Origin of the sequence: Pseudomonas leptonychotis (assembly GCF_004920405.1) — a bacterium.
GTDB classification, from domain to species: domain Bacteria; phylum Pseudomonadota; class Gammaproteobacteria; order Pseudomonadales; family Pseudomonadaceae; genus Aquipseudomonas; species Aquipseudomonas leptonychotis.
Genome location: NZ_RFLV01000002.1, coordinates 323,057 through 335,538, shown reverse-complemented (window position 1 = coordinate 335,538; position 12,482 = coordinate 323,057). Strand labels below are relative to the sequence as shown.

The 12,482-nt window shown below is 57.1% G+C and carries 12 protein-coding genes; 3 read left to right on the top strand and 9 right to left on the bottom strand.

The window, feature by feature from the left end; translation table 11 throughout:
• Positions 1-37 precede the first annotated feature (37 nt).
• From D8779_RS12170 to phhA, 5 genes are all read right to left on the bottom strand, one after another.
• A complete protein-coding gene (locus D8779_RS12170) occupies positions 38-1,315 on the bottom strand; it encodes an MFS transporter (RefSeq protein WP_136664746.1) in 1,278 nt (425 codons plus the stop codon).
• A gap of 141 nt (positions 1,316-1,456) precedes the next feature.
• A complete protein-coding gene (locus D8779_RS12165) occupies positions 1,457-2,797 on the bottom strand; it encodes a DUF2254 domain-containing protein (protein ID WP_136664745.1) in 1,341 nt (446 codons plus the stop codon).
• 98 nt (positions 2,798-2,895) lie between these two features.
• Positions 2,896-4,092, bottom strand: coding sequence for an amino acid aminotransferase (locus D8779_RS12160; RefSeq protein ID WP_136664744.1), 1,197 nt, complete (start codon positions 4,090-4,092; stop codon positions 2,896-2,898).
• On the bottom strand, positions 4,089-4,442 hold the full coding sequence (locus tag D8779_RS12155) for a 4a-hydroxytetrahydrobiopterin dehydratase (protein WP_136664743.1): 354 nt from the start codon (positions 4,440-4,442) through the stop codon (positions 4,089-4,091). Before D8779_RS12155 ends, D8779_RS12160 begins: the two co-directional genes overlap by 4 nt.
• Before the next feature lie 71 nt (positions 4,443-4,513).
• Positions 4,514-5,299 (bottom strand): phenylalanine 4-monooxygenase, encoded by a 786-nt coding sequence (gene phhA, locus D8779_RS12150; RefSeq protein WP_136664742.1) that lies wholly within the window; start codon positions 5,297-5,299, stop codon positions 4,514-4,516.
• Positions 5,300-5,554: 255 nt separating this feature from the next.
• On the opposite strand from phhA, the gene D8779_RS12145 reads away from it, so the two are divergent.
• A complete protein-coding gene (locus D8779_RS12145; protein WP_136664741.1) occupies positions 5,555-7,108 on the top strand; it encodes a sigma-54-dependent transcriptional regulator in 1,554 nt (517 codons plus the stop codon).
• A gap of 71 nt (positions 7,109-7,179) precedes the next feature.
• Here D8779_RS12145 and D8779_RS12140 read toward each other — a convergent pair whose 3' ends face one another.
• Genes D8779_RS12140 through D8779_RS12130 form a run of 3 tightly spaced genes read right to left on the bottom strand, consistent with a single transcriptional unit; the run spans position 7,180 to position 8,890 of the window.
• The gene (locus D8779_RS12140) at positions 7,180-7,842 is read right to left on the bottom strand and encodes a DUF799 domain-containing protein (protein WP_136664740.1); all 663 of its coding nucleotides are present in this window, start codon (positions 7,840-7,842) and stop codon (positions 7,180-7,182) included.
• Positions 7,843-7,847: 5 nt separating this feature from the next.
• Complete coding sequence (locus D8779_RS12135; RefSeq protein ID WP_136664739.1) at positions 7,848-8,204, bottom strand: DUF4810 domain-containing protein; 357 nt, start codon at positions 8,202-8,204, stop codon at positions 7,848-7,850.
• Positions 8,205-8,221: 17 nt separating this feature from the next.
• Entirely contained in the window at positions 8,222-8,890 is a 669-nt protein-coding gene (locus D8779_RS12130; protein ID WP_136664738.1) for a CsgG/HfaB family protein, read from the bottom strand.
• A 346-nt stretch (positions 8,891-9,236) separates the two neighbouring features.
• Here D8779_RS12130 and D8779_RS12125 point away from each other — a divergent pair, with 346 nt between their 5' ends.
• The gene (locus D8779_RS12125; RefSeq protein ID WP_136664737.1) at positions 9,237-10,310 is read left to right on the top strand and encodes a DUF2157 domain-containing protein; all 1,074 of its coding nucleotides are present in this window, start codon (positions 9,237-9,239) and stop codon (positions 10,308-10,310) included.
• Complete coding sequence (locus D8779_RS12120) at positions 10,307-11,224, top strand: DUF4824 family protein (protein WP_136664736.1); 918 nt, start codon at positions 10,307-10,309, stop codon at positions 11,222-11,224. Before D8779_RS12125 ends, D8779_RS12120 begins: the two co-directional genes overlap by 4 nt.
• Positions 11,225-11,508: 284 nt before the next feature.
• On the opposite strand, the gene D8779_RS12115 is transcribed toward D8779_RS12120, so the two are convergent.
• A complete protein-coding gene (locus D8779_RS12115; protein ID WP_136664735.1) occupies positions 11,509-12,444 on the bottom strand; it encodes a hydroxymethylglutaryl-CoA lyase in 936 nt (311 codons plus the stop codon).
• Between the last annotated feature and the right edge of the window lie 38 nt (positions 12,445-12,482).

Here is a 12,482-nt window from a genome sequence, read left to right as displayed (position 1 = left end):
GGGGCGATTGCGCAATGCGACGTTCGCCTCTTCATTTTTATCCGGACGTCTGCTGCGCCGGATCATGCTGTTCTTCGGGTGTTGCTGTTGAATCTGTGGGTGGCGCGTCTGGCATCAGTTCTAGCACCGTATGGCTGGTGCGTAGCATTGGCATAAAGTGCCCGGCGGGTGCGCTGACCAAATCACTGACATGGCGTAAGCGATACAGCGTATAGGCAGCGAGCAAGCCAAGGGTTACGGCGAAATACAGAGGCAGCGCCTGGGGCCCAATATGCTCCATCAGCACACCGGCCAGTAGCGGGCCACACACTGAGCCAATGCCGTTGACCATTAATAGGCTGCTGGAGCCTGAAAGAATTTCGTCGCTGTGCAATTGGTCAATCAACTGCGCCACGGCGATGGGGTAGATGGCGAAAGCCAGACCGCCCCAGAGAAATATCAGCCCCAATAGCAGACGGCCAGCCGGCAGTACGCTCATTAATAGCGCGACTACCACTGCCAGGGCTACTACCCAGAACAGCACCAGGCGACGGTCGTGTTTGTCCGAGTAAATACCAATCGGCCATTGCAGCAGAGCGCCGCCGAGAATCGCGCTGCTCATCAGCAAGCCGACATCGGTGGCGTCGAAACCGCTCAACGCCGCATATACCGGTGCCATGCCCCAAAACGCCCCCAAGGCCAGGCCTGATAACCCGGCGGCGGCAATTGCCAGCGGGGCGATGCCGGCGATCTGGCGCAGGTTGGTGTGCATCGTGTCCGGTACGCTGGGCTGCACCTGTCGCGTCAAGGTGATAGGCATCAAGGCCGCGCTAATCAGCATAGCCGCCAGTACGAACAACACGAAGTCGCTGGGGCTGGCCAGGTTAAGCAACTGCTGCGCGGCCGCCAGTGCGCCGAGGTTGACCGCCATGTACACGGCAAATACTTGGCCGCGCTTGTCGTTCGGTACCTGCGCGTTAAGCCAGCTCTCGATCACCATATAAAGGCTGACCAACGCTAAACCATAAAGAACGCGCAAACCTAACCAGACCCACGGATCGACGATCAACACATGCAGCAGGGCAGTGATCGCGGCCAGTGCGGCGCAAAAAGCAAACGCACGGATATGCCCAACGCGGCGGACCAGCGGAATCGCTAGCCAGGTGCCAAGGAGAAAACCGACGAAATACCCGGACATAATCAAGCCGAGCATTGAGGTGGAGTAGCCTTCGGCGACACCACGCAGGGTCAGTAAGGTATTGAGCAGTCCATTGCCAAGGAGGAGTAACGCAACGCCTCCCAGCAACGAGCTGATGGGGGTAATTAAGGACCACATAGAGGCCTACCCTAAGCATAAAAGCCATCATTTGCAAATGTATTTAATGTGACGACAGTACTCTATATCTTCAAAAGTTATTGATTTGTATAGATATTTTACGACTTATAAGGGTGCTAAGTATTTTTTAATGCTTAGAGTTCAAACCTTATTGGCCGGCACGGCCAAGGGTTCAATCCGTTGTGGCGGCTCGCCTACTTGATTGATTCGTTCAATCAGTTGGTTGATTGCTTCGCGGTCGCGGCTATTGCTTAAGTGTTGATCTGCCGTTTCCAGCACACTGGCGACGTGCTTAAGCAGGTCGCTTTTCTGCTGCGCGCGCAGTGGGTGATAGAACAAGTTTTTAAACGCTTGCAGTAGGCAAACCAATACGCCGACATCCGCACAGCCGTAATTGCGGATGGGCCCCAATACCAACAGCAGTAACTCGTCGAGGTTCATTTCGTAATGAAATAGGCGCGGTGGTTGATCGGGCAGTGGCGCTATATCCAGGTCTGGCAAGGGCAGGCGTTTGCTGAGCAGCACGCTGAGCATGTCAATCGCAGTAATGGCTGTACCAGGGTCATTAATTCCAGGGCTCAGGGCCTTGACTGCAATTTCCGAGATTTGCGTGCAGCCAAACAGGTAGTGCGTGTGGGCATATTCTTCGATAAAAAAATCAAAACAGTCGAGCAACTGGCTGGCAATGTCCTCATCCACTTCACGATCGAGCTTGAACAGCGGGCGACCGCTCATCACAAAGAACCCCCGGTGGATCATCACCGTCATGCGCAAGTCGTGCTCGCAGAGCATGGCGTTGATCGCGCTGATGTTCAGCTCTTTAAAGTACCCGCTGCGCTCGGAGCGCACCTCTCGCCAATTGCTGTCGTCGGGCCAGCTGGGCAGCGTTTCGACGCACGCCATTTTGGCCTCACGTGCAGCGAGTTTGTGCAAGGTGGTGCAATAGAGGTTATTGAGGATGTACTCGACTTGTATTGAGCGGGTAATCGAGTGAATAAAGTGCACAAACAGGCCCAGGCAGGCGATGCCTAAGCACAGTGAAATAAGTACGCCAAGGCTGGGTACATCAGTGGTGCTGTTCTGTTCGATACTGGTGATCAGCAGTAATGCATACAGAATGGTGCCCAGATAGAACCCTAGGGTTTTCTGGTGGCCTTTGTCGCTGATCAACCCAGGGATCACCCGAGGCGAGAGGCTCGCACTGGCGTTGTTGAGCACCACCATGACCATGGAGAAGCTAAACACCATCAGCGAAAGAATGCCGCCCACCAATGTGCCGAGAATCAAGCGAGCGTTATCGGCATTGCGCACCATGCCGACATCCACGGTGTCCTTGAGTGTCATCATCCAGGGTTGGTATTCGATACGCATGCTCAGTAGGCACAAGCACAGAAAACCCACGGCAATTAGCGTGGGGTAAAAGGCAAGGCTATGAACAATGCGCTGGTAGAGACGAAAGGCAATATTGGAGAAACGGGACACGGGCATCTCGGCACTATGGGCGTGCTGCGACTATAGCAAGCCTGCAGGTCGATAGTGCTAGCACCGCCTCGTGATGGGCCGAGGCGGTGGGTTATGCCTCAGGGCGTGCACACCGTGGCGATCGCTTTGGCCAGCTGATCCAGACGATTGGCATCCAACCCAGCCATATTGGCCCGACCGCTACCGACCATATACACGCTGAACTCATCGCGCAGGCGTTGCACCTGCTGTGGGGTTAGGCCGGTGTAGGAGAACATGCCGCGCTGCTCGGCGATATGCGCGAAACGATCGGCCAGCCCATGAGGGCGCAAGGCATCGACCAGCCCAAAGCGCAGGCTGGCAACACGTTTGCGCATGCCTTCCAGTTCGCTTGCCCACAGTGCTTTTAGTTCATTGTCGGCAAGAATGGTCGCCACCACAGCAGCGCCATGAGCGGGGGGCGTAGACCACAGGTTGCGGGTGATAAAGGCCAATTGGCTGCGCACATCCTGCAGTTTCTGTGCAGTGTGGGCGCAAACGATCAACGCTCCGGTACGCTCGCGGTATAGCCCGAAGTTCTTTGAGCACGAGCTGGTAATCAGCAGTTCCGTACATTCACTGGCAAACAGGCGAACGGCCCAGGCGTCTTGTTCCAGGCCATCGCCGAAGCCTTGGTAAGCGAAGTCGATCAACGGCAACAGGTCGCGGGCCTTAACGATTTCCAGTACGCGCTTCCAGTCCCTAGGCGTCAGATCGAAGCCCGTAGGGTTGTGACAGCAAGCATGCAGCAGCACCACATCGCCTTTGGGCACATGACTGAGCGCGGCGAGCATGGCTTCGACATTCAGCTGATTATCTGCACCGACATAGGGATAGTGGCCCACGCGCAAGCCGGCAGCGGCAAAAATGCTTTCGTGGATTGGCCAAGTTGGATCGCTTAGCCAGATACCTTTGCCGGGCAGGCACTGCGCGATGAAGTCGGCACTTAAACGCAGTGCGCCGGTGCCCCCAGGCGTTTGCGTAGCCGCGGCGCGCTCGACCAGCAGTGGATTGTCCGCGCCCAACACCAGCTGGCTAAGCAGGCTGCCGAACAACGCATCACCATGGCCGCCAACATAGGTTTTGGTTGTTTCACTGTCGAGCAGACGCTGCTCGGCCAGTTTTACCGCGTGCGGAATCGATGTCAGGCCTTGGGCGTCTTTGTACACGCCAACGCCGAGGTCGAGCTTGGCCGGGTGTAGGTCAGCGCGGTAAGCGTCCATCAACCCGAGAATCGGGTCGCCCGGAACGCGAGCGACATTGGCGAAATGGCTCACTTACGGCCCTCGGCGCCAGCCGCCAGCACATCGGTACGCGCGGCCATGATGAAGTCATTGCGGTGCAGGCCACGCATTTCATGGCTCCACCAGGTCACGGTGACTTTGCCCCATTCGGTGAGCAGCGCCGGGTGGTGGCCCACTTCTTCGGCGATGGCGCCGACTGCGTTGGTAAAGGCCAGGGCATGCCGGAAGTTCTTGAACGTGTAAACCCGTTCCAGCTCCATGTGGTCATCACGTACTTCGATGTTCCAGTCCGGGATCTCGCGAATCAGTTCGGCCAGTTCCTCATCCGATACTTTGGGGGCATCGGCGCGGCAGGCTTCGCATTGGGCTTGGGCAAGGGACATTAGGTTTCTCCAAGAGTCAAAGGTGAACCGCAGGATGGGTTGAACGCAGCGATACCCATCCTACAAGGTAGCTAAGCGGCTTTTGGCGCAAATTTCGGCGCGTGCAGGCCTAGTTTCATGGCTTGCTGGACCATGCCCATGATGTCTTCATGGGCCAGCTCGAACAGGCGTTTAAGTTCCGGCAGGGCGAAGTACAGCGGCTGCAGGATGTCGATGCGATAGGGGGTGCGCATCGCTTCCACAGGATCGAATGTTTGGTGTTCGGGGGTGGTGGAGAGGCTGTAGAGGGTTTCTTTAGGGGAGGAAAGAATACCGCCGCCGTAGATGCGCTGGCCCTGCGGGGTGTCGACCAGGCCGAACTCGATAGTCAGCCAATACAGGCGCGCCAGGTACACGCGTTCTTCTTTGCTGGCAGCTAAGCCGAGCTTGCCATAGGTGTGGGTAAATTCGGCAAACCAGGGGTTGGTCAGTAGCGGGCAGTGACCGAACACTTCGTGGAAAATATCCGGCTCCTTGAGGTAATCCAGCTCCTCAGCCGTGCGGATAAAAGTGGCCACGGGAAACTGCTTACTGGCCAGCAGCTCGAAGAAGGTCTGAAACGGAATCAGCGCCGGCACCCTCGCCACGCGCCAGCCGGTAGTGGTTTGCAGTACCTGACTGATCTCACCCAGCTGCGGAATGCGCTCATGGGGCAGGGAGAGCTGTTCGATACCGTCCAGGTATTCCTGGCAAGCGCGGCCTTCTATCACCTTGAGCTGGCGGGTGATCAGGGTATTCCAGATCTGATGCTCAGCCTCTGGGTAATCGATAAAGCCGTTGCTGTCCGGTTCGCGCGCCAGGTATTGCGTGCTCTTCATCACTGCCTCCTGCTGGGGCTTTGTTGTTGTGTTTGAGCTAGGAATACGCCAGTGGTTGCGTTTATGCAGCCCTCGATAACGCGTTGTGGCAGCAAAGAGCACGATTATTCGTAACGATTAAGTTACGTGTTGGGCGGTGTGGCGAAGTATCGTCTTGCGGCTGCGCTAATCTGTCACATATTCTTGACGACAAATCCGCCGCCACCGCTGAAATTTCGGCGTGCGGCCTGTAATAAGCCTAAACAGAGCTCTGCCATGCGTATCAAAGTTCATTGTCAGAACCGGGTTGGCATTCTGCGCGACATCCTCAACCTGCTGGTCGAGTACGGCATCAACGTCGCCCGTGGCGAAGTCGGTGGTGAGCAGGGCAATGCCATCTATTTGCACTGCCCCAATCTGATCAACTTACAGTTCCAGTCGCTACGCCCAAAATTTGAAGCAATACCCGGCGTGTTTGGGGTCAAGCGCGTTGGTCTGATGCCCAGTGAGCGTCGTCATCTGGAACTCAATGCCTTGCTCGGGGCGCTGGATTTTCCGGTGCTGTCAATCGACATGGGCGGCTCGATCGTCGCGGCCAACCGCAGCGCGGCGCAATTGTTAGGTGTGCGGGTCGATGAGGTGCCGGGCATCCCACTGTCGCGTTATGCCGAGGACTTCGACCTGCCTGAGCTGGTGCGCGCCAACAAGTCGCGGATTAATGGCCTGCGGGTGAAAGTGAAGGGCGATGTATTTCTCGCTGACATCGCGCCGCTGCAAACCGAGCACGATGAAAGCGATGCTCTGGCGGGTGCGGTATTGACCTTGCACCGCGCTGATCGCATCGGTGAGCGCATCTACAACGTGCGCAAGCAGGAGCTACGCGGCTTCGACAGCATCTTCCAGAGTTCCAAGGTCATGGCTGCTGTGGTGCGTGAGGCGCGGCGTATGGCACCGCTGGATGCACCGTTGTTAATCGAAGGCGAAACCGGCACCGGCAAAGAACTGTTGGCACGCGCTTGCCACCTGGCCAGCCCGCGTGGGCAGTCGCCCTTTATGGCGCTGAACTGTGCGGGGTTGCCGGAATCCATGGCCGAAACCGAGCTGTTCGGCTATGGCCCAGGTGCCTTCGAGGGCGCGCGACCGGAAGGCAAGCTCGGCCTGCTGGAGCTGACCGCCGGAGGCACATTATTTCTCGACGGTGTGGGTGAAATGAGCCCGCGCCTGCAGGCTAAATTGCTGCGCTTTTTACAGGACGGCTGCTTTCGCCGGGTCGGCAGTGATGAAGAGGTTTACCTGGATGTGCGGGTGATGTGCGCGACCCAGGTTGACCTGTCCGAACTGTGCGCCAAAGGTGAGTTCCGTAAGGACCTGTATCACCGCTTGAACGTGCTGAGCCTGCATATCCCGCCGCTACGTGAGTGCCTGGATGGCTTGCCGCCGCTGGTTGAGCACTTCCTTGACCAAGCCAGCCGGCAGATTGGCTGCCCGTTGCCAAAGTTAGCGCCGCAGGTGCTGGATAAACTCAGCCACTACCACTGGCCGGGTAATGTGCGTCAGCTGGAAAACGTGCTGTTTCAGGCGGTGTCGCTGTGCGACGGCGGAGTGGTCAAGGCTGAGCACATCCGTTTGCCAGATTACGGCGCACCGCAGCCATTGGGTGAGTTTTCCGTGGAGGGCGGGTTGGACGATATTCTCGGACGCTTTGAGAAAGCGGTGCTGGAACGTCTTTACCACGATCACCCGAGCAGCCGTCAGCTCGGCAAACGCCTCGGCGTGTCGCACACCACTATTGCCAATAAGCTGCGCCAGCATGGGCTTGGCAAGGAGTAGCGTAGCCAGGCGGCTGCGTTTAACTATGCCAAGCCCCGTCACTGCAGTGAGAGACTTGGCATGTTAGTGCTTTAGCGGGGCGTAGTTGGCCGCGCTCTTGGGCCAGGCAGAATGCCATTCACTGGGTTGCTCGAAAGCAGACGGTTGCTGGCAATGCCGGCAATTTCATGGCCGCGGTCACTCAAGGTGTTCACCACCTGATTGACCAATGCGGTGATCAAAATCCCCGCCAGTCCGCCGCCGCTGTTTTGTTGCTGTTCGGCAGTGCTGGCGCGCGCGACGCCCTTCCAAAGTTCCTTGCCACTGCGCAGATCAACCAGCGTTGCAGTAGCCGCGACCGCGACCTCACTGCTGATGATCATATAACTGCTGCCGTATTCGGTGATATCGATATACAGCACGGTGTCGGCGGCAAAAATTTCGTGAAGTTTCTGTGGTGAAACTTCACGAATTTCGTCGGCATTCATCAGGCCGTTCTGCTTGAAGGTTTCATCGACTACTGCAACGGGGAGCACATAGTAGCCAGCCTCGCTCAGGGGCAGGGTTATATGCGAATAAACGCTGTAGGACGCTTTGACATCAGGCGACTTGTTGATTGGCGGCAGAACCAAGATAGAGGCCGGGCTGCTCTCTTTGAACGCGCTGTAATCGTAGGGCTGTTGTGTGACACAACCGGTTATGAACATGGATAGCGCGAGCGCGATGAGCGCTTTAAGTAGGTTGGGGAAGGGCATGTTGATCACTTGGCAAATTTGCGCATAAGAAAGTCCATGTATTGAGCGGACTCGGGGAACAGAGTTTTCTCGGTCTCGAATTGTTGTTGTACCTGATCGGCTTTGCCAATCTCCGCATACAGCATGCCAAGATGAGCGTGGAAGCCCGGCGGCAGCGCACGGTCTGCGGCGCGGGCCTTTTGCAGGCTTTCTTCAAGGGCGGCAATCTGCTCTTCAGCGCTGCTGGTGTTTTCGAAACGCTGGTAAACCTGTTGCTGATAGCCATCCCAGTAATAGAGTGGCTGCGGCTGACTCACGCAGCCACTTAAGGTGGCTGCGGCCATCAAAGCGGCTAGAAAAAATGTGGGGCGGGTGAGGTTCATGGTCGATTTCTCCGTACTCACTTGGCTGGGCGCCAAGCGCCGCTATCGACACCGCTGACCAGATTGTTCACGGCTTCGCGAATCGCCAGATCCAGTACTTTGCCGTTGAGTGTTGAGTCATAGCTGGCTGTGCCACCGAAACCAACGATCTCCCGATTGGACAGGCTGTACTCGCCCGCACCTTGTGCGGAATAGACCACCTCGGAAGTCAGCACATCGACGATGTTCAGATTGACCTTGGCATAGGCAATCTGTTGTTTGCCGCGCCCGAGAATGCCAAAGAGCTGGTGATCGCCTACTTCTTTACGACCGAATTCGGTTACATCGCCAGTGACGACAAAGTTTGCCCCGCGTACCTGTTGAACTTGTTTGGAGAAGCCCGACTCCTGTTGCAGCTCTGCCAGGTTGTCGCGGTCAAGCACATTGAAGCGATTGGATTGTTGTAAGTGCGTGATCAGAATGGTTTTGGCCTGCCCGCCAAGGCGGTCGACATTGTCAGTGAAGATGCCACGCATATAGCTGGAACGGTTATCAAATTTGCCTACAGCTATCGGGCTGCGCGGACCGCTGTACTGGCTGCTGGCGGTATTTACTTTTGCAACTTCCAAGGTGCGCGACTGTTCCGTGGCGCAACCGCTAAGCAGTACAAGCAAGCCAGCGAGGCTGGCAGTGATGATTTTGTTCATACGAGTCTCATTGATTTAATAGACAGGGGAAGCAAGAACGAGGGTGGAGCCGTCAGGGATTTCGCAAGCTGCTAGCGCTGCATGTGCCGAGCGCGAATGGCGGCATAAGTCTATCCATGACGATAATTCCAGAAGGTGGGGAGGGGGCGTCCTGCGGCGGCGATTCTAGTCGGCATCAGAGCGCTTTGCTAGAAGCGCTGGCTATTTGATGTCATGCGTGTGGGGCTGGTTATGGGTGGTGGTGTTCACTGTAATTTCGAGTTGCGCAGCCGGATGTGTTGCGAAGATTTTGTCGCTAGAGTGTGCGGGTCAGCCTATGACCTGATGGGCCGCAGCAAGGATTGCCATGTTGAACTTAAACCGCAGTGATGCCCAGCAACGTGCCGATGACATCGGCGTTTTCAACCGTGAGCTGTCGCGACTTGAGGCAGAGCAGGTGTTAACCCTGAGTGATAGCCAGCGGGCTAACCTGCACGGTTACCAGCAGCAACTGCTCAACCGCTATCTGGCGGCCTTCGATATCGATCACGACATCCAAGCTCGGCAGTTGTCTCTGGGTATGCGTATCGCTTCGTTCCTCGGTGCGCTGGCGTTGGCGGCCAGTGTGTTTTTCCTGTTCTATCAGTTCTGGGGGCTGTTCGGCACTCAGAGCCAGGTGGCGATTCTGCTGACCGCGAGCATCGCCTCGTTCAGTTTGACGCTCTGGGTGCAACGCCTCGATAGCTCGGGCTACTTCAGCAAGTTGGCAGCGCTGGTGGCCTTTACCTGTTTTGTGCTGAACATCGTCATGCTCGGGCAGATCTTCAATATCACCCCGTCGAACAATGCGTTGCTGCCCTGGGCGCTTTACGCGCTGTTGCTGGCTTATGCCTGTGGCGCGCGGTTGCTGTTAGCGGCTGGTCTGGCTTGTGTATTGGCTTTTGTGGCCGCGCGCATCGGCAGCTGGGATGGCATCTACTGGTTAGGTTTTGTCCAGCGACCGGAGAACTTTATCCTGCCGGCGCTGCTGATCTTCGTGCTACCGCTGCTGATCGATCAGCGCCGTTTTGATGGCTTTGTCGTGATCTACCGAGTGTTCGGCTTGATGGGGGTATTTCTGCCGGTACTGGTGCTAGCGCATTGGGGCGCGGGCAGTTACTTCGACTATCCGCCTGAGTACATCGAGAATACCTACCATATTGGCGGCTTTATCCTCGCAGCCCTGATGATCTGGCTGGGTGTGCGCCGCGAGTGGGCGGATGTGGTGAATGCCGGGCTGAGCTTCTTTGTGATCTTCCTCTACACCAAGTTATTCGACTGGTGGTGGGAGAGCATGCCCAAGTACCTGTTCTTCCTAATGCTGGGCCTGAGTGCGGTATTGATTCTGTTGGTACTGCGGCGTTTACGCAGGCGCAATGGCCTGCTGGGAGGCGTGCAATGAAAAGCCTTCGTGCGCGATATCTGATCGCAGGTCTGGTGCTGATCGGTGTGGTCAACGCCATCGTGTTGGCGGGTGTGGCCTGGAACCGCCAGGAGCCTGCGGAAAGTCGCCTGCAACTGTCCGAGCGCGAGCTGGGCAATACTTACGCCTATTGGCGCAAGGACAACAGCAGCTTGGCGCTGCGCCTGGATTATCGTTGGCCCAGCCAGGTTAATGATGACCACTACTACCTGTCGATCAGTGCCGAGAAGATGGCGGAGTTGGGCTTCGATGTGCCGACTGAGCTGAACGAACAAACGGTGCGGCGCTACCGCCGCCAGTTGGACCGTGATGCGTTGCTGGTATTGGAGCTCAATGGCCCGGCTTATCAACGTGAGGTGGCGTTGTTGGTTGCTGCGCTTGGCGAGGCCCAGCGGTTACAGAAATCCGTGCCGGACAACAAGGAGCTGCGTGAAGCGGCTGTGCATGCGGCGAATGCATTGGATTACGAGCAACGGCGCGCCAGTCGCTTGTTGGTGGTGGATGTCGGCAGGGACCAGCAGACGTTGCGGGCGCGCTACCCGGACCGTCAACACTACGCAATTGTGCGCGGTATCGTAGAGGTGCAGGCCAGCAGCGTGGCAAGCGAGTGGACGGGGAAGGGCGAGGATCCGCGTCCGCAGAGTCAGCGCTGGACTTGGCAGCTTGGCGGCTCGGCCGATACCCCTGGGGCGCAGAGCCTCCATCTACCGCAGCGCTGGCATGCGACCTTTGATGGTTTACCGCAACAGGATGAGTCGTTAGGTGGTGATTATACGAATGGGCAAAAGCTGTTTGCGGCCGAGGTCACCTTTGGCCGGCGGCTGGAGCCTTGGGTCGTTGAGCTAAGCGGTAGACAAGCGAGCAAATCGCAACCTACGACCAAGGTGCAATAGTTCACAACGTTGTACTGGGGGAGACTACTTCGGTTCCACTCCTGCGTGAGTTGGATACGGCGTTTCTCCATTCCTCCCCCGGAATGTTTTGGGTGGCGACCCTCGAGGTCGCCTTTTTTTGCCTGTTTTTCTGATGCGGAAACGGGCAGAGAACACCCCTCCATATTTTCCCTAGATCCTGTAAAAAATCCTGAGGCGCACTCGCATGTGGTGAGGGTGCTTGGTCAGGATCAGGTGTGCGACATTGGACCCAGCGCGACGCCGGGATCTGTCATAACTGCCATTCAGGCGTTATCGGCAGTCATCCATTTTGGCTTCGGATAACGTTTGTCTGCCTTACCCGCTTTGAGCACAGCCCCCGGTACATCGTGGCCGAGTAGCTCCGGTAAGTGAGCGGCGCTGCTCAGTAGAGCATCGAGATTTACGCCTGTTGCCAGCCCCATGCGTTGAAACATGTGCACCAAATCCTCGGTGCATATGTTGCCGCTGGCGCCCGGCGCGTAAGGGCAGCCGCCGAGGCCGCCGAGGGAGGCGTCGAAGCGTTCAATACCCGCGTTCAGTGCAGCCAGTGCATTGGCCAAGCCCATGCCGCGCGTGTTGTGGAAGTGTGCGGTGAAGGTCGCTTCTGGCCAGCGCTTCAGTGCTTCACTGCTGATCCGCAGAACTTGGGCTGGGTCGGCCATGCCAGTGGTATCGCACAGGGTTATGCCCTGTACGTCCATATCCAGTAGGCGTTGGATCAGCTCATAGATCCGGCTGTCTGCCACCTCGCCCTCGAAGGGGCAGCCGAAAGTGGTCGACAGCGAGGCGTTGATGAATACGCCACTGCCACGACTGACCTCAATGATCTCGCGAAACTGCAGCAACGACTGCTCGGCTGTCATGCGCAGGTTGGCTAGGCCGTGCGTATCGCTGGCAGACATCACCAGGTTGATTTCATCCACCTGGCACTCCAGGGCACGCTCACACCCTTTTACGTTGGGTACCAGTACGGTGTATTCGACGCCAGCCACTCGGGTGATGCTGCGCATTACTTCTTCGGCGTCACGCAGATTAGGAATGGCTTTGGGCGAGGTGAAAGAGGTCACCTCAATTTTCGCCAGACCGGTGCGCGACAGCTGATTAATCAAGGTGATTTTGCTTTCGGTGGGCACAAACGCTGGTTCGATCTGGAAACCGTCGCGAGTGGCCACTTCTTGGATGTACAGACGCTTGCTCATGTTCGAATCCTGTTGTTTTTACATAGGTGCGGCGTTTC

Bases quoted from the DNA above. Each gene is read 5' to 3' on its own strand.
- D8779_RS12155 (WP_136664743.1), bottom strand. From the start codon at position 4,442: ATGTCCCTTGCCCAAGCCCAATGCGAAGCCTGCCGCGCCGATGCCCCC.
- phhA (WP_136664742.1), bottom strand. From the start codon at position 5,299: ATGAAGAGCACGCAATACCTGGCGCGCGAACCGGACAGCAACGGCTTT.
- D8779_RS12115 (WP_136664735.1), bottom strand. From the start codon at position 12,444: ATGAGCAAGCGTCTGTACATCCAAGAAGTGGCCACTCGCGACGGTTTC.
- D8779_RS12125 (WP_136664737.1), top strand. From the start codon at position 9,237: ATGTTGAACTTAAACCGCAGTGATGCCCAGCAACGTGCCGATGACATC.
- D8779_RS12145 (WP_136664741.1), top strand. From the start codon at position 5,555: ATGCGTATCAAAGTTCATTGTCAGAACCGGGTTGGCATTCTGCGCGAC.
- D8779_RS12140 (WP_136664740.1), bottom strand. From the start codon at position 7,842: ATGCCCTTCCCCAACCTACTTAAAGCGCTCATCGCGCTCGCGCTATCC.
- D8779_RS12120 (WP_136664736.1), top strand. From the start codon at position 10,307: ATGAAAAGCCTTCGTGCGCGATATCTGATCGCAGGTCTGGTGCTGATC.
- D8779_RS12135 (WP_136664739.1), bottom strand. From the start codon at position 8,204: ATGAACCTCACCCGCCCCACATTTTTTCTAGCCGCTTTGATGGCCGCA.
- D8779_RS12130 (WP_136664738.1), bottom strand. From the start codon at position 8,890: ATGAACAAAATCATCACTGCCAGCCTCGCTGGCTTGCTTGTACTGCTT.
- D8779_RS12170 (WP_136664746.1), bottom strand. From the start codon at position 1,315: ATGTGGTCCTTAATTACCCCCATCAGCTCGTTGCTGGGAGGCGTTGCG.